Source organism: Xenorhabdus thailandensis (assembly GCF_037996785.1).
GTDB lineage: Bacteria > Pseudomonadota > Gammaproteobacteria > Enterobacterales > Enterobacteriaceae > Xenorhabdus > Xenorhabdus griffiniae.
This window is the reverse complement of the sequence record NZ_JBBMXF010000009.1, coordinates 204,754-229,907: the sequence shown is the minus strand read 5'-3', so window position 1 is coordinate 229,907 and position 25,154 is coordinate 204,754. Positions and strand designations below refer to the sequence as shown.

General features: G+C 40.2%; 20 protein-coding genes and 1 pseudogene. 11 read left to right on the top strand and 10 right to left on the bottom strand.

Going from position 1 to position 25,154, the window contains the following annotated elements; genetic code table 11:
• Positions 1-227 precede the first annotated feature (227 nt).
• The 6 genes from AAC853_RS09385 (at position 228) to AAC853_RS09360 (ending at position 7,355) form a co-directional block, all read left to right on the top strand.
• Positions 228-1,619: a basic amino acid/polyamine antiporter gene (locus AAC853_RS09385; protein WP_340614390.1), complete on the top strand. Its 1,392-nt coding sequence runs from the start codon at positions 228-230 to the stop codon at positions 1,617-1,619.
• 714 nt (positions 1,620-2,333) lie between these two features.
• Entirely contained in the window at positions 2,334-2,864 is a 531-nt protein-coding gene (locus AAC853_RS09380) for a fimbrial protein (protein ID WP_338882267.1), read from the top strand.
• A gap of 81 nt (positions 2,865-2,945) precedes the next feature.
• Entirely contained in the window at positions 2,946-3,632 is a 687-nt protein-coding gene (locus AAC853_RS09375; protein WP_340614389.1) for a fimbrial biogenesis chaperone, read from the top strand.
• 24 nt (positions 3,633-3,656) lie between these two features.
• Positions 3,657-4,025, top strand: a complete 369-nt coding sequence (locus tag AAC853_RS09370; RefSeq protein ID WP_340614388.1) for a FimD/PapC N-terminal domain-containing protein — start codon at positions 3,657-3,659, stop codon at positions 4,023-4,025.
• Complete coding sequence (locus tag AAC853_RS09365; RefSeq protein ID WP_340614442.1) at positions 3,962-6,211, top strand: fimbria/pilus outer membrane usher protein; 2,250 nt, start codon at positions 3,962-3,964, stop codon at positions 6,209-6,211. Before AAC853_RS09370 ends, AAC853_RS09365 begins: the two co-directional genes overlap by 64 nt.
• 145 nt (positions 6,212-6,356) lie before the next feature.
• Positions 6,357-7,355, top strand: coding sequence for a fimbrial protein (locus AAC853_RS09360; RefSeq protein WP_340614387.1), 999 nt, complete (start codon positions 6,357-6,359; stop codon positions 7,353-7,355).
• A 140-nt stretch (positions 7,356-7,495) separates the two neighbouring features.
• Here AAC853_RS09360 and hrpA read toward each other — a convergent pair whose 3' ends face one another.
• Positions 7,496-11,416 (bottom strand): ATP-dependent RNA helicase HrpA, encoded by a 3,921-nt coding sequence (hrpA, locus tag AAC853_RS09355; protein ID WP_340614386.1) that lies wholly within the window; start codon positions 11,414-11,416, stop codon positions 7,496-7,498.
• Between the two features lie 288 nt (positions 11,417-11,704).
• On the opposite strand from hrpA, the gene AAC853_RS09350 reads away from it, so the two are divergent.
• The gene (locus AAC853_RS09350; protein ID WP_338882262.1) at positions 11,705-12,343 is read left to right on the top strand and encodes an FMN-dependent NADH-azoreductase; all 639 of its coding nucleotides are present in this window, start codon (positions 11,705-11,707) and stop codon (positions 12,341-12,343) included.
• Between the two features lie 471 nt (positions 12,344-12,814).
• On the opposite strand, the gene AAC853_RS09345 is transcribed toward AAC853_RS09350, so the two are convergent.
• From AAC853_RS09345 to AAC853_RS09335, 3 genes are read right to left on the bottom strand one after another with little or no spacing between them, the layout of a single operon-like run.
• On the bottom strand, positions 12,815-13,135 hold the full coding sequence (locus AAC853_RS09345) for a YdbL family probable chaperone protein (RefSeq protein ID WP_338882261.1): 321 nt from the start codon (positions 13,133-13,135) through the stop codon (positions 12,815-12,817).
• 10 nt (positions 13,136-13,145) lie between these two features.
• Complete coding sequence (locus AAC853_RS09340; protein WP_338805397.1) at positions 13,146-13,331, bottom strand: YnbE family lipoprotein; 186 nt, start codon at positions 13,329-13,331, stop codon at positions 13,146-13,148.
• Positions 13,332-13,366: 35 nt separating this feature from the next.
• Entirely contained in the window at positions 13,367-15,979 is a 2,613-nt protein-coding gene (locus AAC853_RS09335; RefSeq protein ID WP_340614385.1) for a YdbH family protein, read from the bottom strand.
• A 228-nt stretch (positions 15,980-16,207) separates the two neighbouring features.
• Here AAC853_RS09335 and AAC853_RS09330 point away from each other — a divergent pair, with 228 nt between their 5' ends.
• Positions 16,208-17,212 carry a 2-hydroxyacid dehydrogenase gene (locus AAC853_RS09330; RefSeq protein ID WP_340614384.1) on the top strand — a complete coding sequence of 335 codons (1,005 nt, stop codon included), beginning with the start codon at positions 16,208-16,210 and terminating at the stop codon, positions 17,210-17,212.
• A gap of 132 nt (positions 17,213-17,344) precedes the next feature.
• Here the strand turns inward: AAC853_RS09330 and AAC853_RS09325 are convergent, their stop codons facing one another.
• From AAC853_RS09325 to AAC853_RS09305, 5 genes and pseudogenes are all read right to left on the bottom strand, one after another.
• Positions 17,345-18,685 carry a phosphatidylinositol-specific phospholipase C domain-containing protein gene (locus tag AAC853_RS09325; RefSeq protein WP_340614383.1) on the bottom strand — a complete coding sequence of 447 codons (1,341 nt, stop codon included), beginning with the start codon at positions 18,683-18,685 and terminating at the stop codon, positions 17,345-17,347.
• 604 nt (positions 18,686-19,289) lie between these two features.
• Positions 19,290-19,595 (bottom strand): annotated as a pseudogene (locus AAC853_RS09320) (YcgN family cysteine cluster protein); the annotation flags it as partial.
• A gap of 18 nt (positions 19,596-19,613) precedes the next feature.
• Positions 19,614-20,270, bottom strand: a complete 657-nt coding sequence (locus tag AAC853_RS09315) for a fumarylacetoacetate hydrolase family protein (RefSeq protein WP_340614382.1) — start codon at positions 20,268-20,270, stop codon at positions 19,614-19,616.
• 37 nt (positions 20,271-20,307) lie between these two features.
• The gene (locus AAC853_RS09310; protein WP_340614381.1) at positions 20,308-21,396 is read right to left on the bottom strand and encodes a lytic murein transglycosylase; all 1,089 of its coding nucleotides are present in this window, start codon (positions 21,394-21,396) and stop codon (positions 20,308-20,310) included.
• 46 nt (positions 21,397-21,442) lie between these two features.
• Positions 21,443-21,724, bottom strand: a complete 282-nt coding sequence (locus tag AAC853_RS09305; RefSeq protein ID WP_338882253.1) for a YcgL domain-containing protein — start codon at positions 21,722-21,724, stop codon at positions 21,443-21,445.
• Between the two features lie 154 nt (positions 21,725-21,878).
• On the opposite strand from AAC853_RS09305, the gene minC reads away from it, so the two are divergent.
• From minC to minE, 3 genes are read left to right on the top strand one after another with little or no spacing between them, the layout of a single operon-like run.
• On the top strand, positions 21,879-22,562 hold the full coding sequence (minC, locus tag AAC853_RS09300; RefSeq protein ID WP_340614380.1) for a septum site-determining protein MinC: 684 nt from the start codon (positions 21,879-21,881) through the stop codon (positions 22,560-22,562).
• Positions 22,563-22,585: 23 nt separating this feature from the next.
• Positions 22,586-23,398: a septum site-determining protein MinD gene (gene minD / locus AAC853_RS09295; RefSeq protein WP_338882249.1), complete on the top strand. Its 813-nt coding sequence runs from the start codon at positions 22,586-22,588 to the stop codon at positions 23,396-23,398.
• A gap of 3 nt (positions 23,399-23,401) precedes the next feature.
• Positions 23,402-23,671 (top strand): cell division topological specificity factor MinE, encoded by a 270-nt coding sequence (gene minE, locus AAC853_RS09290; protein WP_340614378.1) that lies wholly within the window; start codon positions 23,402-23,404, stop codon positions 23,669-23,671.
• A 180-nt stretch (positions 23,672-23,851) separates the two neighbouring features.
• Here the strand turns inward: minE and rnd are convergent, their stop codons facing one another.
• Positions 23,852-25,009, bottom strand: a complete 1,158-nt coding sequence (rnd, locus tag AAC853_RS09285; RefSeq protein ID WP_340614377.1) for a ribonuclease D — start codon at positions 25,007-25,009, stop codon at positions 23,852-23,854.
• Positions 25,010-25,154: the final 145 nt, after the last annotated feature.

Below are 25,154 nucleotides of genomic sequence, written 5' to 3'. Positions count from 1 at the left end.
TTTCTTATTCCTACCCATGATTTTGTGCATAAAATTTATGTTTTTTTGCATAGTCAACCATTGCATCCAGCTCTTTCACTCCGTAGAATCGCCCTGCTTTTAGATTTATCTACTGAATTTGTTCTGCAATTCATAGCATGGATGCAATAAATGTCCAATATGTGTTCGATATTCAGGACAAGTATTCTACCCAGTCGTGTCGATTATATTATTTTTAGGAACTATCTTTGGAAAAGAAATTAGGCCTTACGTCTCTGACTGCACTGGTACTCAGTTCTATGGTCGGTGCCGGCGTATTCAGTTTGCCGCAAAACATGGCACAAGTAGGCAGTCCTGCTGCATTAATGATTGGTTGGGGAATAACAGGCATAGGTATTCTCTTTTTAGCCACTTCCTTACTTTTACTCTCACGACTTCGTCCTGATTTGGATAGCGGGATTTTCACTTACGCAAGAGAAGGTTTTGGTGAGTTAGTTGGATTCTGTTCTGCATGGGGATATTGGTTCTGTGCCATTATTGCCAATGTCTCTTACTTAGTTATTGTTTTTGCCGCATTAAGTTTTTTCACTGATACCGAACACTCAGTAATTTTTGGCGATGGCAATACCTGGCAATCGTTAATCGGTGAGTCTATTTTACTTTGGTTTGTTCACTGGTTGGTATTGCGTGGTGTCCAAACGGCTGCGGGAGTTAACCTGTTGGCGACAATGGCAAAATTATTACCATTAACGCTATTTATTATCTTAGCTGTTATCGCTTTCAAAATGGACGTATTTTCTTTTGATTTCAGCGGCATTGAGATGGGCGTTCCTGTTTGGCAGCAAGTTAAAGACACGATGCTAATCACACTATGGGTTTTCATTGGTGTTGAAGGTGCTGTTGTTGTTTCCGCCAGAGCTAAAAAGCGTAAAGATATTGGTATCGCAACTATACTGGCTGTTATTTCAGCATTAGGGGTATATGTGTTGACTACTTTGCTTTCACTAGGGTTGGTCACCAGACCAGAGTTAGCGGATATGCGTAATCCTTCTATGGCCACTTTGATGGTTAAGTTAATAGGCTCTGCGGGTGAAATCGTGATTGTTGCTGGCTTGATCATCTCTGTTTGTGGGGCTTATTTGAGCTGGACAATTATGGCAGCAGAAGTACCGTTTATCGCTTCCTTACACGACTCATTCCCTAAAGTATTCAAAAAACAAAATAGCAAGAAAGCTCCTGAATCATCACTTTGGATCACAAATGGTGCCGTTCAACTTTCTTTGGTTTTAATTTGGCTAAGCGGCAGTAATTACAACACATTACTCTCTATTGCTTCTGAAATGATCCTTGTCCCCTACTTTCTTGTCGGGGCATTTTTAGTGAAAGTTTCCTTTCAACGTAGTAGCCGTGCTTTACTCTTTATTGCTCTGGGTTCTTGTACTTATGGGTTATGGTTGCTTTATGCTTCGGGGCTAATGAACCTCTTACTTTCAGTAGTACTATACGCTCCTGGATTACTGGTTTTTCTATATGCACGCAGACAAAATCAAGAAAGAGTACCGTTAACTGTTATAGAAAAAACAACCATTTTGGTTCTGTTTCTGGTAACAATTCCATCTATATGGCATTTAATGCATTAGTATTGAAATAGTTTTAGGGAGGATTTATTTTCTCCCTTTTTTGTTTTTTAAAAAGTATGTTGTAACTAATGTAATAAGGAGCAGGTTACATTGTAGCCAAATCATAACCATTACTTATGTTTCTACATCAATATATTTTTAAAATAAATGGGATTTAAGCTGTAACAAGGTATTTATTATAAATAATTAGTCAATAAAAAGTTAATTTTAAGTAGATATAAGTTATTTTCATTTAGCCCAAGTATAGATTTAATCTCTTAATTAATTAAAATAATTAGATTTAAAAATCTAAAAACAAAATATGCATTACAAATAAATAATAATCTCTTAATAATTTATCTAAAGTTTTAACAAAGGGTTAAAATTAAGATATATTCTGTATACAGAGTGCTATCAATTAATAATTAATCTTATAAGACAGAATAAAAATTCATTGATGTTCAGAAAAAAATCCATGTTATGCATAACAATTCTATTAATTTTTTCTTAATAGCAAAAAACTTCAAATTATGAGATTAGTCAAGTTATTATTTTGATCTTTGTTAATTACTCGCTACTATATTTTTATCTCATCGGTTGATGAGAGAATATGAGTCGTTAATTTTTAGAAGTAAATCTAGTAATCCGTGGCCGTATTTATGTACGGAATTAACATTAACCTAATAATCTGTTTCTCTGTCGAGTAAATTCGTCAGAGGTAGGATGTATTAAAACATGAAAGCCAAGCTAATTATTTCATCTTTATTTGTTTCATCTGTACTTATGTCCGCAGCTCATGCTGCTGACGGGCAAATTAAATTTACTGGAAAAATTACCGCCACTGCGTGTAAAGTCGATTCAAATTCGGCTAATCAAACCGTAAATATGGGAACTATCAGCTCAAACTCATTTTCTGGAGCTTATAGTACTTCTGCCCCTACCCGTTTTAGTATTAAATTGACCGACTGCCCACAAAATTACCAACACGCACAGGTCAAATTTGACGGCCAGTCAGACAGAGCTAGTAGCCGATTTTTAGCGTTAACTGGTAATGGAGGAGAGAATCCAGCTCAAGGTGTCGCAATTGCACTTTATGAAGATGATAGTAATACCATGATCAATCTGGCAGAAAATTCACGTCCTCAGTATTTCTCGCAAAGAAAAACCGAAGAATTGAGATTCGTTGCCAAATACATTGCAACAGCTAAAACTGTGACTCCAGGTGCGGGTGACGCAGTAGCTAATTTCACTATTATCTATAACTAACTTACCTATAAGCAAAGGAAGTTATGGCAGGGAAGCCAAAACAATATCACTCTGGTCTAAATATTGTTTGGAGCAATCACTTTGAAATACTTTCGCATTTTAATTTTTATTCTCATCTACATTTTCAATACGAATATCTCTTTTGCTGGCGTCGTCATTGGCGGCACACGTGTTGTTTATATTAGTGACCAGAAAGAAGCCTCTATTTCTATTAATAATCCAGAAACTGATATCTCTTATCTCATTCAATCGTGGGTTGAAAGTGAGAATGATAAAACCAAAACGCCTTTTATTATTACCCCCCCTCTTTTTAAATTAACAGCCGAGAATGAGAATGTTTTACGAATTGTTAAAATTGGCAATGATTTACCTGATGACAAAGAGTCTTTGTTTTGGCTCAATATTAAATCTATTCCTGCTACAACAAAATCAGAACAAAATCAATTGCAAATCACGGTAAAATCTCGGTTTAAGCTATTCTATCGCCCTGCCAACTTATCTGACAATGCCGGTATTGCTTATAAGACCCTGAAGTTTAAAACCAATGGGAACAAACTCATTGCAGAAAACCCAACACCCTACTATATCTCTTTTTCTGAGTTAGCTACCAGCAACAATGTAGAAAATTACAAGATTAAATCTGCGGGAATGATCCCACCTTTTCAACAATTGAGTTGGGATATTCCTATAAAAAATATTAATCACGTAACTTGGAAAACGATTAATGACTTTGGTGGTGTAACGTCAGAAGAAAGACGCAAGTTGTAATTAAAAAACTATTAGAAATTTATTATGGATAACTATCGTCATTATCTTCAACAAAATAGTCCTGATAATTGGACGTTGCTTATCAAGCTAAGCTTGCATTGTCTATATTGTAAAGTGCCTCTTTGTGCATTGTTAACCACATCCCTTTGGATGTATAACAATAAAACTTACGCTGAAGAGTATTTCAACATCAATGCGTTAGAAATTCATTCAGGTTTTGAAGATATTGATCTATCTATCTTTACCCAAGATGATCAACAACCTCCCGGTCGCTATTGGGTAGATATCTACCTTAATCGGGAAAAGGTGATACAGGGAATGTCGATTTTATTATCCTCAATAACAAGCTATCTCCCAAAATTAAGATACAACAACTCAAGGATATTGGGGTAAATATTGACTCATTCCCCGTACTACTTACTTTGCCTGAAGAAACTGAACTTTCTGATCTTGGACAATATATTCCATCCGCATCAACGTCTTTCGATTTCAAACATCAACGTCTGGATATTAGTATTCCCCAAGCAGCTTTGAAAAATCAGGCAAGAGACTATGTGCCACCTCATTTATGGGATCAGGGACTCACGTCCCTGTTGGTCAACTATAGCTATAGTGGCTCGATGACTTGGCAGGATGAGCAAGCAGGTTCAACGAAAAACCATTTTCTCAATCTTAGAACGGGCATTAATTGGGAAGCGTGGCGTTTGCGTAACTATTCAACTTACAGTAGTCAAAATAGAAAATGGCAGAATATCAATATATATCTTCAGCGAGATATTCATGCATTGAAAAGCCAATTAATATTTGGAGACAGTTATACTCCCTCACTTATCTTTGATAGCGTTCAGTTTCGTGGTATGCAATTGTCTTCCGATGATAATATGTTGCCCGATAGTCTAAAAGGATTTGCACCAATAATTAGAGGGATCGCCCAAAGCAATGCCCAAGTCACCATCAAACAAAATGGTTACATTATCTATGAATCTTACGTTTCTCCTGGACCTTTTGTCATCAATGATCTTTATCCAACAACTTCAACCGGGGATATAGAAGTTATTGTCAAAGAAGCTAATGGGAAAGAACACCGTTCTGTGCAGAGTTTTTCCACTGTACCGATTATGTTACGAGAAAATAGCCTACGACATTCGCTAACCTTGGGAAAATACCAATCTAATTCACACTATGGAAAAGAACCCTACTTTATGCAAGGTACGGTAATTTATGGTATTTCTAATCGTGTCACTGCCTATGGTGGAACTACAATCGCCAAAGATTATCAATCATTAGCTTTAGGGACAGGTTATAGCCTTTTCGACTGGGGTTCCCTTTCTTTTGATGTAACTTATGCTAAAACCAGTTTAATGTCGAATTCCAGTCATTATGGTCAATCTTATCGTTTCCAATATGCTAAAGATCTCTCTCAGACAGGCACTAACCTCACTCTTGCAGGTTATCGTTATTCGACACAAAATTTTTACGATTTTAAAGAAGCAAATGAATTGAATACTGCAATAGATGGAAGGAGCAGCAATAAACGCAGTAAATTACAATTACATATTAATCAATCCCTTAGTGATTGGGGAACCCTTTATTTATCTGCTTTTCAACAAGATTACTGGTATCAAAAAGGCTACGAAAGAAATATCAGTGCGGGTTATAACACAAGTTACAATTCAATCAATTATAGTTTGAATTATTCTCATAGCTCTTTCCCCGGTTCAAATCGCAGTGAACAAATCGTTTCATTCAGTGTGCAAGTTCCCTTTGATCGTTGGCTGAAAAATAGTTGGGTAAGCTATAGCATGACTAGCAACAAAAGCAGTGATACATCTCACCAAGTCAGCTTAAATGGTACAGCTTTTGAAGATAGCAATCTGATTTATAGCATTCAGCAAAATTATACTGACCGTAATCAAAGCGTTGGCGGAAATATCAGCGCAGAATATAAAGGAACATATGGCCAGGTCAACGTTGGTTACAATTACGACAAATACGCCAAACAACTTACTTATGGTTTAAATGGTGGGATTGTCGCACATCCTTATGGTATCACCCTTTCCCAGCCTTTGGGGGATACACCGGTATTAGTGCGCGCCAATGGTGCTTCAGCAATCAAAGTGCAAAACCATGCTGGTATCAAAACTGACTGGAAAGGCTATGCCATTGTGCCTTATGCCAGTAGCTATCGGAAAAATCGCATTGCCCTGGATACACATTCAATGGGTAATAACGTTGATATTGATATCAATACGCAAACTATTATTCCAACTCAAGGCTCACTGACACTGGCTAATTTCCAGACTCGTATTGGTTATCGCGCTTTACTGATACTTTCTCATCAAGGCAAAGAGATCCCATTTGGTGCAACTGTGACACTGGAAAAACAGCATGATATTGATGCTTCCAACAATGCAATTGTCAGTAATAATGGGCAAGTTTATCTCAGTGGTATTCCTAAATTTGGTCGGATATGGGTTAAATGGGGATATAAAGAAATACAAGAGTGTTATGCCAACTATCGACTCTCTGATGAAGAACCTGCTTCAGGTTTGTATATGGTTGAAGCTTCTTGCAAATAATCTCTTGCAAATGGCATATACCAATCTAACTTCAAGATGCGTGTGATGTCTTCCCGCTTCGCGGGAAGACATCAAGCTTCACATAATGTTGTAAATTGCAACTTGAAGTTTAATGCATATATATAAAAATAGTGGAATTTATTCTATGGCCAACAAATTAAAATTATTATTGGCAAGTACATTTCTCATCGGCACGATGAGTAGTTTTTCTAGCTTAGCGAACCATTATTGCCAATATTCTGCGGGTTTTGTACCTGGTATGACTCCAGTTTCTTTTGGAATAATTACAATTCCTAGGGAGCATCCTATCGGGACAACTATCAAAGAGATACGTCTGGATCAAGTGGATGAAAAAGACAATATTGCCCTCTGCAATACTTCCTTGCCTACAATATGGGAACAACCCGACCTCACACCTGCAAACTATAATCAGGATGCCATTTATGAATCCGGTGTTCCAGGAGTGGGTATCCGCATTAACACCTGGGAAGCGGGTCATGGTATTGATTGGTTCCCCAGAACTGCCACCTATCCTATTACTTGCCCTGCTCCGTCCAAATTTCATTGGAAAAAACAATATTGCGGTAAATCATGGGGTTATTTAACTGTACAGTTAATCAAGACTGCACAGACAACCGGTTCGGGGATGGTTAAGCCGGCAAAACTGACCCGTGCGACATTAGGCCACAATCTCCCCGTCCATACTTTCTATTTGTCGAATACCTATATCATGACCAAAGGTTGCTCTCTCAATCAAAAAAATATCTTAGTCAATATGGGGGATATTAAAAAAAGTGATTTTCGCGGCATTTACAGTACAGCGGGAATGCAACGTTTTGATATCAATATAAATTGCGATGCTAATGTGGATGTTGGGTTGATGCTAGATGGCCGTTCGGTAAACTGGAATACCCAAGATATCTGGGCATTGGACAATAATGACAACGTCGCGGCAAAAGGAGTTGGTTTACAAATATTATATCAAAACCATCCCATAACGATGCGTACTCCCGTTGTATTTGGCTCCACGCAGTCTGGTGGAAATATAACTATCCCATTAATCGCCCGTTATATCCAAACGGAAGCAGAAATTAAGCCGGGCAAAGCAGATGCAACAGCAACAATCACTTTTACATATCAGTAAATGATAGTTATCTCCTGCTTGATAGTAATGTTGTTAAGTGGGGGGTGTTAGTGAGTTAAACTAGTATGTTGTAACTAAAATAGTAATGGATTCTTTTAAGCGTATTTTGGGCAGCTGTAAGCCACAACTGCCCCTATTTATCACGACGCGATATTTTCCATCGCCTGTAAAATACGCTTATCCGATATTGGATACGCAGTACCCAATTGTTGGGCAAACAGACTGATCCGAAGTTCTTCAATCATCCAACGAATTTCTTTTACTTCCGTTAACTGCTTCTGTTGAACAGACAATTTTGCCAACCATTGTTGCCATTGACGCTGGATATTTTCAACTCTGCTCATATGCGCCCTATCCTTATTAGGATCTACCGCCAATTTTTCCAATCGACGTTCGATACCATTCAAATAGCGCAAGACATCTGCCAGGCGTTTCCAACCGTGGGAAGTCACAAATCCATTAAATACCAGACCAGAAATTTGTTCTTTAATATCAGATAACGCCAGTGCGAGAGAGATATCCACCCGCCCTTTCAGGCGCTTGTTGATATTAAAGACCGCAGTCAAGATTTGCTCAACTTGTTTGGCAATATCAACCACGGCGTCATTCAAATTAGCACGAACTTTATCATGCAAACTGGAAAATGCCTGTTCATCCCAAGCTGGTCCACCATTTTCTGCAATCAATCTATCAACACCACAGGAAATACAATCATCAATCAAATCCAATACTTTTCCATATGGATTGAAATACAGCCCCAGTTTAGATTTGTTTGGTAATTTTTCATGCAAGTATTTAATCGGCGATGGAATATTCAACAATAACAGGCGGCGCGTTCCTTCCCACATAGCATTCTGTTGTTCGGACTCGGTTTCGAATAGTTTAATACCGATACTGTCTTTCTCATCCACCAATGCCGGAAATGCCTTAACAGAATAGCCCCCACGCTTCTGCTCATAACATTCAGGCAATGTTCCAAAACTCCAGATATGCAATCCATTTTGCTCTATACCATCATCTGCAACTGCGGAAAGCGTTTCCTGGACTTTTTCTTTCAATTTCAGTTTCAATGCAGACAGATCTTTGCCTTCTGCTAACGATTTATTTTTTTCACCCGTTTTCTTCTCTCCAATAATGCGGAATGTGATCTTTAAATGATCAGGTACTTGTTCTAGCTGCCAGTCATCACGTGACACTGTCACCCCCGTCATGCGACGCAACTCTTTCTCAAGGCTATCCAGTAAAGGGGCCTGGGGTTGTGTCACACGCTCCAGAAATGCCTGCGCATAGTTAGGTGCCGGAACAAAATTACGACGTATTGGTTTTGGCAATGACTTAATCAACGCAACAACCAATTCATGGCGAATGCCCGGAATTTGCCAATCAAATCCTTCATCTTTGACCTGGTTCAATACCGGTAAAGGAATATGCACTGTTACGCCATCAGCATCGGTTCCCGGTTCAAATTGGTAACTCAAACGGAATTTCAAGTTATCTTGGTGCCAGTAATTTGGATAATCCAACGCACTGACTTTGTTTGCATCTCCCTTGATTAACATACTCTTTTCAAAGTTGAGCAATTCAGGCTGATCCTGGCTGGCAACTTTCCACCAGCGATCAAAATGGCGCGATGAAACAACGTCTTTGCCAATGCGCTGATCATAGAAACTGAACAAGGTTTCATCATCCACCAGAATATCCCGTCGGCGAGATTTATGTTCCAGTTCTTCTACTTCTTCACGTAATTTCAAATTAGCGCGGAAAAACGAATGACGAGTTTGCCAATCGCCTTCTACCAGTGCATGGCGGATAAATAATTCGCGGCATAACATGGGATCGATTCGGCTGTAATTGACCAGACGCCCCGTCACAATTGGCAAACCATATAAGGTAACTTTTTCCATTGCCATTACCGCTCCCTGAGATTTCTGCCAGTGCGGTTCACTATAGTGTCTTTTAATTAAATGAACCGCCAATGGCTCTACCCATTCAGGCTCGATGCGCGCGGCAATACGTCCCCATAAACGGCTGGTTTCCACCAATTCAGCCACCATCGCCCACTTTGGTGGTTTTTTAAATAACCCAGAGCCAGGAAAAACGGAAAAACGGGCATTGCGCGCACCGGTATATTCCTGTTTATCCGTATCTTTCTGCCCAATATGGGATAACAACCCTGACAGCAAAGCAACATGGATACTGCGATAATCAGCTTCTTGGCTATTAATCGGCAACCCAATTTCTTTCACAACCTGCCGTAGCTGAGTATAAATATCCTGCCATTCCCTCACACGAAGATAATTCAGATAATCCTGCCGACAAAGTTTACGGAACTGGGAACTGGAAAGCGCGTTCTGCTGTTCCACCAGAAAATCCCATAACTTCAGGAAGGCGATGAAATCTGAATCTTTATCCGCAAAACGGCGGTGTTTTTCATCAGAAGCCTGCTGTTTTTCTAACGGTCGTTCCCGTGGATCTTGAATTGACAATGCAGAAGCAATCACCATCACTTCACGAACGCAACCATGTACCTTAGCTTCCAGTACCATACGTGCCAAGCGGGGATCGATAGGCAACTGAGCCAATTGTCGCCCCATTGAAGTCAGTCGATAACCCCCTTCTGACAATGACTCCGGATCAATAGCCCCCAACTCCTCCAACAGACGAACTCCATCCTGGATATTACGTTTATCCGGCGCTTCAACAAACGGGAAGGCGCTGACATCCCCCAACCCAATGGAGGTCATTTGCAAAATAACGGAGGCCAGATTGGTGCGCAAAATTTCCGGATCGGTGAATTCTGGACGTGATAAAAAATCCTCTTCCGAATAAAGGCGAATACAAATCCCGTCCGAAACACGGCCACAACGCCCTTTCCGCTGATTGGCAGAGGCCTGCGATATCGGTTCTATCGGCAAGCGCTGCACTTTGGTGCGATAACTGTATCGGCTAATACGTGCAAAACCGGTATCAATCACGTACTTGATGCCAGGTACAGTCAGGGACGTTTCCGCCACGTTGGTGGCCAGAATAATACGGCGGCCAACATGGGGTTGAAATATTCTGTTCTGCTCGCTGTTAGATAACCGTGCAAAAAGTGGCAAGATTTCGGTATGTGGGAAATTTTGCTTATTGAGGGCATCCGCCGTGTCACGAATTTCTCGTTCACCGCTCATAAATACCAGTATGTCGCCTGAGCTTTCACGCCCTAATTCATCCACCGCATCAATAATAGCTTCAAGCTGGTCGCGATCACTGTCATGCTCATCACCCGCCACGGAACGATAACGCACTTCTACCGGATAAGTACGTCCAGATACCTCAATAATCGGGGCATTATTAAAGTGCCGGGAAAAGCGTTCAGGATCGATAGTTGCAGAAGTAATGATGACTTTTAGATCTGGGCGTTTTGGCAGTAATTGGCGCAGATAACCGAGGATAAAATCGATATTTAAGCTGCGTTCATGGGCTTCATCGATAATTAACGTATCATATTGCAATAACAAGCGATCTTGCTGTAATTCTGCCAGTAGAATACCGTCAGTCATCAATTTGACCAGCGTATTTTCACTGACCTGATCGTTAAAACGAACTTTATAACCAACCGTCGAGCCAAGCGGTGTTTCCAGTTCATCCGCAATACGATTAGCAACCGAACGTGCTGCCAAACGACGGGGTTGAGTATGGCCGATCAACCCCTTAACTCCCCTTCCCAATTCAAGGCAGATTTTGGGGATCTGAGTTGTTTTACCTGAACCGGTTTCCCCGGCAATGATAACAACCTGATTATCCCGAATAGCCTTATAGATATCGTCTTTCTTCTGGCTAACCGGCAGGTTTTCAGGATATTGAATCGAAGGACACGCAGCCTGGCGATTCATAATTTTCTGTTTTGCCGTCGCTATATCCGCAGCGATGGATTGTGCTACAGCCTGCAAGGAGACTTGATTCTTAATTTTTGCTGCTCCATGCAGACGTTTTTTTAAACGGAACTGATCGCGCAGCGGTGTGTGATCAAGTTCAGCGAATAATTCAGCAAATGGTGCTGTCAAAGGTGATTTCACGTGATAAATCCTTGTGACGTTTTTTAACTGAGTAGCGCTGTCTTTGCAGGCTCAGAGGATTGTTTTTTTATGACATAACAATATTAGAAGTGTAACATATCTTGAGTGATCTCACGTACTCCCCTCACCAATTCATCGCTTAATTCAATAAATTTGAATGAATATCTCAAAATATTAAGCTATTGACTGAACAATTCCCTATATAAAATATGCTTCACAAGCAATATTATCAATGAAGTTATTAGTATCTTAGGTAACTTGGGTTGTAGATAACTGAGGAAGTAGAGAATGAGTAAAGTACTGGTTCTGAAATCCAGCATCCTGGCGCAATATTCCCAAAGCAATAAACTGGCTAACTACTTTGTTGAAAAATGGTTAGCTGATCATTCAGAGAGCAACATTACCACACGTGATCTGGCTGAAAACCCAGTTCCAGTACTAGACGGAGAGTTAGTCAGTGCCTTGCGTCCAAGCGATGCAGAATTGACAGAACGTCAAAAAACAGTATTGGCCCTGTCAGATCAATTAATTGCAGAGTTAAAAGAACATGATGTTATTGTCATCACCGCACCAATGTATAACTTCACAATCCCTGTTCAACTAAAAGCCTATTTTGATCTGATTGCCCGTGCTGGTGTAACTTTCCAGTACACTGAAAAAGGCCCACAAGGGTTAATACAAGGCAAGCGCGCTGTTATTTTGACCAGCCGGGGCGGCATTCACAAAAACAGTCCAACAGATTTGGTGACACCCTACTTACGCACTTTCTTTGGATTTATCGGCATTACAGATGTGGAATTTATATTTGCTGAAGGCTTAGCTAAGGGAGCCGAATCCGCTAACCAGACACATCAAGATGCCCGTGACGCGATAGATGATATCATAGCGAAAATGGGACAGAAGCAATCTGAAAAAACCGTTGCTTAAAAATATCACGAAATTAAGAGAAGTAATAAAAACTTATACCAATCGCCTTTCAAGATGCGTCTTATTATCTCCCCGCGTAGCGGGGAGAAATCAGGTTTCATATCGTGTTGTAAATTGCAATGCATATATAGTATTTTAGAAGGTGACTTTTAATTTATTTAATAAAGTCATACCGAAGAATAAATAATACATTGATTAATATAAATGCAGTATGCATAAATCTACACAGCTTGATGTAAAATATTATCCTTTGTTACATTATGCTTATACTCAATTAGAACACAGCGCACATAAAATATATACATATATTGATTGGTTCGGTACTTCCTTACCAGTAGCTATGTCACACGCCAAATAACTTCCACTCTTAGAAAAACAAAGAAGGATAAGTGCAATAAATGTTAACTAATTATATAGCACATAAAATGTAGAGCTTAATTTTTTTATGTTCTAGTCAAACCGATCATTCCCCTATTTTTGCACCCAATTACCATTAATACCAAGCACATATTCACCTGAAGCTGCGCGGTTTACCAACTTCTCTCCTGCCATCCTGGCAACTTGCTCTGTCGTCATGTTGTTTTGAGCCGCGATCTCCGCATATTTCTTTTGCCGCTCATTGTTAATTTTTTTCACTACTGTTTGGGCTTCTTGGGCATTCTTTACTGGTGCCAGATAGCCACTGAATGTCTCTCCCACCAGCCCTTGTTGTTTTGCTTCATTCAACGTCATGCCATTAGCAAAAGAACTGAATAACAGGCTTAACAGAAATATCATTCCTACTTTTTTCATGTGTTAGCCCTTAGAATAAGTTAGAATTATTTTTAAGCATATCTTCAATTTGCCTGTCAACTTTAATATGAATTTCATGCTCAATTTTCACGTTCATATTGATGTTGATAGGCTTATCCGGTGTCGCCACTTCCAACCTGAGACAGCCCATCAATGCCATACAGAATAAGGCTATGCTAATCCACATTACACTCATTCTTGCTATTGGCAACTTGAATCCAATATTTGTTATCATTTATCACTCCCACTTATCACAGATATATTTTTCTGCAACCATTCTTCCAGATTGCTGCCAAAACGCAGACTACGCCATAATTGAAAAATATTCTCCTCATGATGATAGTTAAGCCTGACTTCACGTTTTCTATCCACCACGGGATTTACTCCACTAATCTCTGAATGCAATGTTAAGATCCCCAAGTTATCGAGCGTAACGTAAGCTTTTGACCGATCGATTTCTAAATAACGCAACCAATCCATTGCCATACCTGCCGATAAGTCATTTTTTCCTATAGAATCAACTGTGTCCTTATCCAACCTTAATGTCAGATAATCTTCATTGGATACCCATCCTCGTTGAATAATCCAACGTTTATCGTTTAATAATACGGGTAATTCACCATAAATTTTTCCTGACATCGCCATTTGTTTGACTTTCAATACGCCAAATAATTTGCTCAAATTCAGTTTGTTAAACCGCAATACCGCAGCTTCTTTTTGTGGGATCTGTAATTGATCCATCGCCAATTTTCCATCCAGCATATCTACATTCACATTGGTCAACGTCAATGGCTGTTTGTCTGTTGCGGGATAGTATCCTAGCAGATCGGCTGTTACATTTTGCATATCAAACAGGCCCTTAATTGCCTTGATCCGCAACTGGACGGGCGATCTCAACCCTAATTGCCACGTGTCCTCCTGTAAACGCCATGGCAAAACAAAATTCAGGTCATTAACTTCCCCATTTTTCAGCCATATACCCGCATTTTTGACCACCCAATGACCACCAGCCAGCAATCCTTGCCCCTTTGCTGCGGAAAAAGCAGCCTGAGCATAGAGAGTTCCACCAAGCACGGTAATCCCCAAATCTGGCGGAATTAAAGATTGAAAGGCTAATAAAGATTGCCTCGGCCAGCGGGCTTCTCCCCTTAATCGCTCTCCATCCCAACGACTATAAAAGGGAATGGGGCCAATGCCGTTAGAATACAGCTTACCATTCAACAGAAAGTTATCAGGGGATCCTCCTGCAAGCGTGGCTTTAAAATCAAAAGCAGGTAAAAAACTACCAGAACGAAATTCTGTTTTCTGGGCAGATAATTGTAAATCTCCCGTTAAGCTGGGACGATCTACCGCCCGCTCCCAAATTAACGCATTTGTCAGTTTTAATCGCGGTGCTTGCATCTTCACGAAACCATATTGGATAAGATCAAAGCCGGTATTTAATGTATCTACTGTTATCTTTGATTGATTCCAACTTCCCCTGCCCGCGATATCCCATTTGGCTTGTAACGGTGGTAAATGCCCATTTCCCCAATAACGCCAATTCCAATTTCCCTGATCGGGTATAAAATCCTTTGCATAACCATCCAGATGTAGCTTAAATCTCCCCCAATAGCTGTCTTGTGCCGTCACAATGGCTTGAAGGCGACCAGTAAAACCACCAAGAGTCAAATAAGTGCCCGCTAAAGGTAATCTGGCTTCCTTGACAGTCAATGTTTCACTGACTCTCCCCCATGCCCGAAACAGGGCACCTGGACGAAAAATAATTTTAGGATCAACCAATGGCCCTGTTATAACAGCAGGCAATGACATCGTCATAACCATCCTGCCGCTATTCATTTGCCCGGTAACCTGAAACGGAATATGAGCATTGGTTATATTGATTGGGGTTGGTTTCACGGAAAGAACAACATTGCCTTTACCCTGCTTATTTTGAGTAACTAGACTTATCCGCCCACTGGCAGACATGCCTGACAGACCTTTTTTCCATTGTTCAAGTGTAATATTTACTCGTCCAGACAACGCTTGATGACTCTCCAACCATTGCCATTTTCCATTAACAATCTGGAGCTGCGATTCGTCGAATGACCAAGGTAATTCTGCCAATAGCTGCTGATTTTTTTCTTTAATAACGGTGAACAACCCGCGCTGTTCCTGCCAACTCAATGCCATTTGCAATGGTTCGGGATATTGGCTCAAAGATACGTGCGCTATGATTTGGCCATGTCTTGGTAGCGTTGCAGTATTTAAGGGCAATGCAATATTTCCATTCAGGGAAATCACCTGTTCAGGTAGCTTCACAAAAAAACTCTGCACAATGAGATCTTGTTTATCTGCAATATGTGCATTGAGTTTTAATTTTTCCCCTTGATAAGAGAACATTTGCCCTTGGGATGATGAACTCAATTGAAGTTTGCCAGCAAATTCGAGCCAAGGCATAAGAGCCAGCCGATCAACAGTAAGACTAAGCGAAGGTATTGCGGATAATATCTCTTGCACAGATAGCGGGGCTGATTGCTCTTCTGCTACAGGAAGTTGAGCCAGGCATTGGTTCTGGCTGTCAATATTGGTGGCATGAATATTCCAATGGCGATTCCCGGATAAGTATTCCACAGATAACCCAGAGATCCTGACCCATTCACACTCTTTTGTCTGCAATGACAGTTCGTCTAACCACAATGCACTATTTTTCCATTGAGGTTGGCTCAAAGAAAAAGTGACACCCTGTGGCAACCAATAACTGGCAATCAAAGGTAACCAACGTGGAAGTGTATACCATCCCACCGATCCCAATAACACCAACAGAACTACCATCACTGCAAACACTTTTAGTATTTTTGCCATTAAACCCTTGTCTCTTCTTATCACCCTGAGAACAACTTCCTGTTATGATAATCTCATATCAGGCTCTAAGCCGATTTATTATACAAGCTATCCCGATGAATAGCTTATTCGGCGATTTATTCGAGTATAGCGAAAGATAACGCTTAGAACCTTCAGGAGCGTCATTATTGCAGGCAGTTTTTGCAGGCTCGAATGATTCTATAGTTACTGTATAGTGGAGATGTTGTTATGAAACTGGTTGTTTACAGTACAAAGCAGTATGATCGTAAGCATTTTGAAATGCTCAACCAAAAACTTGGCTTTGATTATCATATCGAGTTTTTTGATTTTCCTTTAAGTCCACAAACCGCCAAAAATGCCGTTGGAGCAGATGCCATATGTATTTTTGTCAATGATGATGGTGGCCGGGAAGTGCTGCAAGAACTGGCAGAGATGAACATCAAAATCCTGGCACTACGCTGTGCCGGATTCAACAATGTCGATCTGGATACAGCGAAAGAATTAGGTATCCAGATTGTCAGAGTGCCTGCTTATTCTCCTGAATCCGTTGCTGAACATACTGTTGGATTGATGTTATGTCTTAATCGACGTATCCACCGCGCCTACCAACGTACCCGCGATGCCAATTTTTCTCTTGAAGGATTAACTGGTTTTAACATGTATAAACGCACTGCGGGTATTATCGGAACAGGAAAAATCGGTATTGCTACTTTACGAATTTTGAAAGGCTTTGGTATGCGTTTACTGGCACATGACCCCTATCCCAATCCTGAGGCCTTGAATATAGGTGTGGAATATGTAGATCTGGATACTTTATATGCGGAATCGGATGTAATCTCCTTGCATTGCCCCATGACACCGGAAAACCACCATTTATTGGATGAAACAGCGTTCAACAAAATGAAAGATGGCGTGATGATTGTCAATACCAGCCGAGGTGCCTTAATTGATTCTGTGGCTGCTATTAATGCACTAAAACAACAAAAAATTGGTGCGCTGGGTATGGATGTTTATGAAAATGAAAGAGATTTATTCTTTGAAGATAAATCAAATGACGTTATTCAAGACGATATCTTCCGCCGCTTATCTTCTTGCCATAATGTGCTATTCACCGGCCATCAGGCATTCTTAACCGAAGAAGCCTTAACCAGTATCAGTGAAACAACTTTGCAAAATATTCAGCAATTAGTTTCTGGAAAGGTTTGTCCAAATATTGTTGATAATTTTCAATAATCACTAACAAACGCTTCTACGGTTATGATTATTCAATATTAACTGGGTAATCTTTTTAACCAAAATACAATGCTACAAATCTCACGAACAGAAAACACAATGTATCCTGTTCGTGAGTCTTTTATGATAAAATTAATTGCCTGATTTGTTTTCAAAAGTCATTTTCCACTCATCCTGTGCCACTTGATCGCCCGGAGCCCAACACGGGACAAGTTTTCTATTCTCTGCATATGAAAGACTGCTTTCATAGAGATAACATTTATAGTATTCATTATAAATGTTACCATCTTTTATAGTCCAGACGCTTTCGCTCGTTGGCACACCATTAATCCAGGTAAACACAGTTCTTCTATTATCCTCAATAAAAGTACTGGCATACAAAAACTCTTTATAATAGGTGTTAAATATATAATATTGCTCATTGTTTTCATCGTAAGGAATTAACATCCAAAAACCGTTAATTACCTTATTTCCCGGAGCCCAGCCAAAAACCTGTCTCCTGTCCCCTTCTGAATCCATATATAAAGAAGCATAGAAATAATGCTTCCCATAATATTCGTTAAAAATAGAATATATCGGAAAATTATATAGGTCTCTATTTTCATTCCTCTTTACTATCTCGACAACCAGTGCACTAGTATAAAAGTCCATTGCAATTATCCCAATGTGTGGTGCCTCATTTTTCGAGTTATCTACCAAATCACAACCCACCCCTTCTTTAAATTCCTTGGTCAGAATGCGTAGAAATACTCGGGCAAACAGTTCTGGGCCTCCAGTGACTGGGAATTCTGGTGCGCTACAGTGATTTAAATATATTTCAGATGTATCATTATTTCGATTTGATTTCGTTGACTCATTAATCAGGTTAACTACTGCTGATTTTTTATTTTCTTCATTGAAACCAATATTCTTCCCATCCTTATCCTTCCCATCCTGAACGTTTATAGAACTATAGGGAATTCCTGGCAATGTAGATACCTCTGAAAGAATAACAATCTTTCCCCTTACTTCACCAAGTGTTGGAATAGTAGACTCCAGATACATGCTGCTATGATAGCTTGAATAATGTGTATTAAATATTTTTAAAAATTCACTATCAAGAATAGATGATCCTTCTTGTTTTATTCTCATAACAATGGTTTCAGAACTATTATTCTCCAAAAAGGAAATGCATTCATTTAAAACATCACCAAAGTTTATATTGAGATAAAACTTACCAAAATGGATGGCGAATACGTCATTAATGGCACAACATCTAATATCCAGATAACGGATACCGTCTTCCAGTTGTTTTGTTATTGTGCAATCCGAATTTTGTGTAGCAATACTTCTATCAATAAAGCCCGGTTGCCCCGACGCTCCTTTTTTGGCACAACTGATGTGAGTTCCCGGAATAGATATGCACGCTAAACTTTTACCGTCATCGACGCAACTCATCCAGTTGTTAGTATTGCTCAATAACGAATATCTCATACTTACCTCCCCAAAAAATAATACTGAGATACCTTTTAATCAAGGAATCTAAGTTCCACTCAACAGTCTGATGCTATTTCCCTATTATCGAGAAAGCTTAGAGAAATAGGTGATTAAGGAAAAAATAAAGAATGGCTACCTCCAGATAATCGGATATTATATCTGATTTCGACATTCTTAGGGCAAGATGATAGTTAGTATTAAATAGCTTATCTACTCCTGTTCATTTTTAACCTGGTTCATCTCGTCCTCAGACAATAATCGTTATATAGTCATTATTCATGTTAATAAAAGTTTTCTGACCCAGAATGATTACCATAAAAATAAATAATAAACATTTGTAATTATAACAAAAGCAACCTTAATAAATGTGCTCAATTTCACAAAACTGCACAATTTTTCTACATATTATTTGACTTATATTTGAAGCAACAACATCCGATGCATGATATAAAATCCCTTTTATATCAAACAAAAGATAATTACATGGGTTTATTAAGGATATGCTCTTCCCAATGCTCGCTTGACGCCGTGATTTTCTGTTCGCCACACAAGTATCTGCGAAGCGGGACGACAGTTAAGCACCAGGTCACTTATTAGGAAGGAGTCTTTGTCCCTCGCCAATCAGACGATAAGCACACGTCTTTGGCAGCCATTCAAAGGTATTCATATTCTCACGGGTCAATTTGATACAGTCAGGCTCGTATCTGAAACGATCTTCATAATTCTTGCACTGGCAGGTTTTAATATTCAGTTGATTGCAAGCAACATTGGTAAAATAAATTTCATCCGTATCCTCATCCATCAACTTATGCAGGCAGCACTGACCACAACCATCACATAATGCTTCCCACTCCTGATCTGTCATTTGTTCTAAGGTTTTCACCTGCCAGAAAGGTTGAGACATAATTTCTGTCATTCCTCGTAGTTAAATCACTCTGGTTGTCAAAACGTGCTCATTGAGAGAAACATTTAACACATCACCAGATTGCAATGGCCCTACGCCTTCAGGCGTTCCCGTCAAGATAATATCGCCCGGACGTAAGGTAAAAAAACGCGACATGTAGCTAATCAACGGGATGATAGGCATTCGCATGTCACTAGTATTGCCGTTTTGACGTAATTCACCATTGACTGTCAAAGAAAGTTCGGCATTTTGTGGATCACCAAAGGCATTGACAGGAATAAAGCCTGATATCGGGCATGATCGATCAAATGCCTTACTTTTTTCCCACGGTTGCCCCGATTGTTTAAATTCACGCTGCAAATCACGTAATGTCAAATCCAGTGCAACTGCGAAACCTGCAATCGCCTGACTAACTCGTTCTTCATTGGCATTCTTAAGTGCTGAACCAATCAAAACAGCTAATTCTATTTCATGGTGCACAACACCTAATTCCTGTGGAATGAAAACAGGCTGGCGCAGATCACACAGCGCGGTTTCAGGTTTGATAAATATCACAGGCTCTTCAGTGGATTGAGAGCCCATTTCTTTCATATGCTTGTCATAATTACTACCGACACAAACAACCTTATTAGCAGGAAAATCCACCAATACCCCCTGCCAATCCCGATGTTGATACATAACATGGTTCCTTTATCTTGTTTTCAGGATTTGATTTTCAGCGAGTGAGAAAATAAGTACGTTGCATAATACCGTCTGCCATCATACCAACACTGAGGGCAAAATAGTAAGAACGATTCCAGTGCATAATGGTGCGGAAATTTTGTGTCACCCAAAATGCCCGTTGAGCCGAATCATTAGGGATAACTATCCAGCCTTTAGTCTCTGCCGGCAACTTAGCAAAATGTGGAGATGAAATCCCCAATGCCTGCCACTGAGCAATGGTTTTTCCTTGTTCGGGTTTAACACCTTCTAAAGCGATATCAAAGCCTGTAGGTAACGAAATGGCATACCCCCAAGGCAAGCCTGGTTTCCATCCTTCCTTATGTAAGTAATTGGCAGTCGAGGCAAAAACATCTGCTTTATTACGCCAAATATCAATTTGACCATCACCATCGCCATCGGCACCATACGTTAAGTAAGAGGTTGGCATAAATTGGTTTTGTCCCATTGCGCCCGCCCAAGAACCTTTTAGTGCCCGATCTTTATCAATATATTGATTTTCAATTATTTCTAACGCTGCCAGTAACTGTCTGATAAAAAACACTTCTCGACGTCCCTCAAAAGCCAGCGTAGATAAAGCCGAAATGACATCTTCATTTCCCTGAAATTTGCCAAAACCGCTTTCTAATCCCCACAAAGCAACAACATAGGCTTGAGGTACACCATATTTGTGGCTGATCTTTTCTAACAGGGAGTTATTCTCTTCATATGCCTTGGCACCCTGTTCAATCTTCCAGGCTGGTAAAACGCGGTTTAGGTAATCATCCAGAGTCACTTTTTTTTCTGGCTGGTTACGATCGGCTTTAATGACGCGCGGAATAAAATGGATATTGGCAAATGCCCGATCCAACGTTTTTTCACTGATCCCCTGCTCTCTAGCTTGCTGTTTTAGCAAGATCACATAAGCGGGAAACTGTGATGGCTCACGAGTATTCAATGGAAAATCCTGCGCCAATGCCCTGGCTTCAGCTTGGGATCGTGAAGTCAACACGGATGGATTGTACAATTGTTTACCACTTAATGTACTGCACCCTGCTAGCAGAGTTGCTGTCAATAAGGTTAGCCCAGTAGTGATTAATTTCATAAATCGGCTCCTCCTCAATTCAGGATCAGACAGTTGCCAGCGATTTTTATTGCTTAGACGGCTTATTTGGTGCCAGATGCGCATTGAGCAAATTTTCCACTGGTGGTGGCACTTGCAGGTAAAAACCTTGCTCATTCAACGCGGTTTTTACTTTTTCAATATCAGCATTAGCCAGTTTTTTTCTTTCTGTTAATGAAATCATCATTGAATATTGAGGTTCACCAAATGCGTTTAACAAATCTTCAGGAACGCGCGAAAAATCCCCTCTTCTTTCAATATATAGATATGTTTGGTCACGTTTTGGGCTTCTGTAGATTACACAAATCATTGTTATAAACTCTTTTAAATTAACGCTGTGACTTGCTTGAATAATTCACTAACTATAACATGCTTATTATATTTAAGAATATTGTCTCCCCGAGGCTTGGAACATATTTGTTAAACTACCTTGGGAAACTTAACCTTGCTGAGTCAGAATATCGATGTCACAATCGCCAATTGAGCTAAAAGGCAGTAATTTTACACTTTCGGTCGTTCATTTATATGATGACCAACCGGAAGTTATTCATAAAGCTATGCAGGAAAAAATGGAGCAAGCGCCCGAATTCCTGAAAAATGCTCCCGTTGTTATCAATATATCTGCCCTCCCTGTTGATGCAGATCTTCTCGCACTCCACCGAGCCATTGAATCCGTTGGGTTGCGCATTGTTGGCATCAGCGGTTGTCAAAACGAAGAACAACGAGAATTTGTTCTAAAATCTGAACTTCCTTTATTGAAAGAAGGTAAAAGTCAAAAAGCGTTTGCTCAAGAAAATAAACCGACTGAACCTATTTTCAAAAAAACTCGTATAATTAATACACCTGTTCGTTCAGGACAAAGAATTTATGCACCAAACAGTGATCTTATTGTGACAAATAATGTGAGCGCTGGTGCAGAGTTAATCGCTGATGGAAATATTCATATATATGGTGTGCTGCGTGGACGCGTATTGGCAGGCGCATCTGGTGATCAAGAAAGCCAGATTTTCTGTACCCATTTAAACGCTGAGCTCACCTCTATTGCAGGTCAATATTGGCTCAGCGAGAAAATTCCAGAAAATTTTGTCGGCAAGGCGGCAAAATTTCGTCTGGTGAACAATGAATTAACTATTGAAACTTTAGTCTAGCCCTTATAACAAGGAATCGCTTCATGGCACGCATTATTGTTGTTACATCTGGTAAAGGTGGCGTTGGCAAAACCACTTCAAGCGCGGCCATTGCTACCGGCCTAGCCCAAAGAGGAAAAAAAACCGTCGTTATCGATTTTGATATCGGTTTACGAAACCTCGACCTAATTATGGGCTGTGAGCGCCGCGTGGTTTTTGACTTCGTGAACGTCATTCAAGGTGACGCCAGCTTGAATCAAGCACTGATTAAAGATAAACGCACTGATAATCTCTATATTCTGCCCGCTTCCCAAACCCGCGATAAGGAAGCACTCACCCGAGATGGCGTTGAGAAAATTCTGAATGAATTGGCTCAACAGGGATTTGATTTCATTATCTGTGATTCACCTGCTGGTATTGAAAGCGGTGCATTGATGGCGCTCTACTTTGCCGATGAAGCAATTATTACAACTAACCCGGAAGTCTCTTCTGTCCGTGACTCTGATCGTATTTTAGGGATCCTGGCATCCAAATCACGCCGCGCAGAGCAAAGTGATGAACCTATCAAAGAGCACCTTTTGCTGACACGCTATAATCCAGGGCGTGTGAACCGCGGCGATATGTTGAGTATGGAAGATGTACTGGAAATTCTGTGCATTCCTTTGCTTGGTGTTATCCCGGAAGATCAATCTGTTCTCCGTTCATCCAACCAAGGGGAACCGGTCATTTTGGATAAAGACTCTGACGCGGGTAAAGCATACGAAGATACTGTTTCACGTTTACTCGGTGAAGAGCGGCCTTTCCGTTTCATCGAAGAAGAAAAAAAGGGCTTTTTAAAACGCCTGTTTGGGGGGTAACGCATGGCTTTGTTAGATTTCTTCCTGTCGAGAAAAAAACCGACAGCCAATATCGCCAAGGAGCGGCTACAAATCATCGTGGCAGAGCGACGCCGTGGTGACTCTGAGCCTGCCTATTTGCCCGACATGAAACGGGATATTCTGGCTGTAATTTGTAAGTATGTACAAATCGATCCAGATATGCTTTCTGTGCAGTTTGAGCAAAAAAATGATGATATTTCTGTACTAGAATTGAATGTAACACTACCAGAGGCTGAGGAATCGACAAAATAACAGTATCAAACGCCGTTATTTAATTTAAGGCGGTGATTCTTGTAAAACAATTGGCTATCTGAATAATAGATCAGGAAGTAAAGACAATTTCCCTGCCTGATAGATAGGCAGGGAATAAAATTTACATCTTAAGCACTACATCCCATAAATAAGACCATGATTGTTACTGAATTTACGCTATTACTGCGAATAATTTGCCAATATTTCAGCGATAGGTTCAGCCAGTAACTTACCTCGCCAACCACTAATTAACTCAGGTTGATACTCCGATGCTTTCAATTTCCAATGCCAACAAAGTAATTGATTAATCTGACGGCGAGAAGCCAGTAATTCGGCACTGAAATGAAGGGATCCCCCTACCTGAATGACCAAGGATTTAATTTCTTTAAATGCCTGACGATAACCAGGGTAATCAACCAAATTCACAATTTGAGCCGGGCATTCTTCTTCTGGAATATCCCTACTCTCTGCAACTATTGCCAATAACCGGCGACCATGGCAACGAATTTCTTGTCCACTCAAACCCAAGGCATTTAATTCTGCCAAAGAAGTTGGCATATAACGGGCAACCTGCCATAAATTTTCTTCACGGATCACGAAATTAACTGCCAGGTCACGCTCACGAGCCTGATTTAAACGCCATGCAGCCAGTTTTTTCAAACACGCCAATTGTCTTGGGCGCAATTGCCATGCGTTACCAATATCCTTATAAGCATATTCCGGCATTAATACTTCTTTACGGCGTTGGGCTATCAAGTTACTTTCATCTCTTGCCGCATCCAAATATCCCACCTGCCCTGTTTTTTCCATCAAAATATCGGCCAATGGTAATAAATAGTAGACATCTGCCGCAGCATATTGACATTGCTTTTCGCTCAACGGTCGAGCCAACCAATCAGTGCGGGACTCACTTTTATCCAATTCGGTATGTAAATACTCAGCAACCAATGTCGCAAAGCCACATGACATAGGATGACCAATAAATGCAGCCAGCACCTGAGTATCAATCATAGGTTCCGGCAAGCACTGAAAACTATTACTAAAAACCTCTAAATCTTCACTACCAGCATGGATAAACTTTAATACGTTCGGATCAGTCAATAACTCTCTAAAGGGCTGCCATTGCGAAATTTCGAGGGGATCAATCAGAGAAAGCTGTTCACCATCAAACAATTGTATCAAACCTAATTGAGGATAATACGTCCGTGTACGTACAAATTCAGTATCTAGTGCAATTCTTGCGTGTTTTTTTGCCTGCTCGCAGGCTGACTGTAATTGGGCATCGGTAGTAATCAACTGACAATGACAACCAGACAATAAAATATCCTTTAAATACATTATGTTACACAACCATAAATACTAAAAAAACATAACAATGTACACAGTTATGTACACACAATAAAAATCTCTAAACGTCCTTCACCCGGATAGCGGTTTGTATAGTATTAGACATATTTTCCACTTACCACAACTTTGAGAGCTC

Bases quoted from the DNA above. Each gene is read 5' to 3' on its own strand.
- AAC853_RS09345 (WP_338882261.1), bottom strand. From the start codon at position 13,135: ATGAAAAAAGTAGGAATGATATTTCTGTTAAGCCTGTTATTCAGTTCT.
- AAC853_RS09330 (WP_340614384.1), top strand. From the start codon at position 16,208: ATGAAACTGGTTGTTTACAGTACAAAGCAGTATGATCGTAAGCATTTT.
- AAC853_RS09370 (WP_340614388.1), top strand. From the start codon at position 3,657: ATGGATAACTATCGTCATTATCTTCAACAAAATAGTCCTGATAATTGG.
- AAC853_RS09305 (WP_338882253.1), bottom strand. From the start codon at position 21,724: ATGATTTGTGTAATCTACAGAAGCCCAAAACGTGACCAAACATATCTA.
- minE (WP_340614378.1), top strand. From the start codon at position 23,402: ATGGCTTTGTTAGATTTCTTCCTGTCGAGAAAAAAACCGACAGCCAAT.
- minD (WP_338882249.1), top strand. From the start codon at position 22,586: ATGGCACGCATTATTGTTGTTACATCTGGTAAAGGTGGCGTTGGCAAA.
- AAC853_RS09350 (WP_338882262.1), top strand. From the start codon at position 11,705: ATGAGTAAAGTACTGGTTCTGAAATCCAGCATCCTGGCGCAATATTCC.
- AAC853_RS09340 (WP_338805397.1), bottom strand. From the start codon at position 13,331: ATGAGTGTAATGTGGATTAGCATAGCCTTATTCTGTATGGCATTGATG.
- minC (WP_340614380.1), top strand. From the start codon at position 21,879: ATGTCACAATCGCCAATTGAGCTAAAAGGCAGTAATTTTACACTTTCG.
- rnd (WP_340614377.1), bottom strand. From the start codon at position 25,009: ATGTATTTAAAGGATATTTTATTGTCTGGTTGTCATTGTCAGTTGATT.
- AAC853_RS09380 (WP_338882267.1), top strand. From the start codon at position 2,334: ATGAAAGCCAAGCTAATTATTTCATCTTTATTTGTTTCATCTGTACTT.
- AAC853_RS09360 (WP_340614387.1), top strand. From the start codon at position 6,357: ATGGCCAACAAATTAAAATTATTATTGGCAAGTACATTTCTCATCGGC.
- AAC853_RS09335 (WP_340614385.1), bottom strand. From the start codon at position 15,979: ATGGCAAAAATACTAAAAGTGTTTGCAGTGATGGTAGTTCTGTTGGTG.
- AAC853_RS09315 (WP_340614382.1), bottom strand. From the start codon at position 20,270: ATGTATCAACATCGGGATTGGCAGGGGGTATTGGTGGATTTTCCTGCT.
- AAC853_RS09310 (WP_340614381.1), bottom strand. From the start codon at position 21,396: ATGAAATTAATCACTACTGGGCTAACCTTATTGACAGCAACTCTGCTA.
- AAC853_RS09325 (WP_340614383.1), bottom strand. From the start codon at position 18,685: ATGAGATATTCGTTATTGAGCAATACTAACAACTGGATGAGTTGCGTC.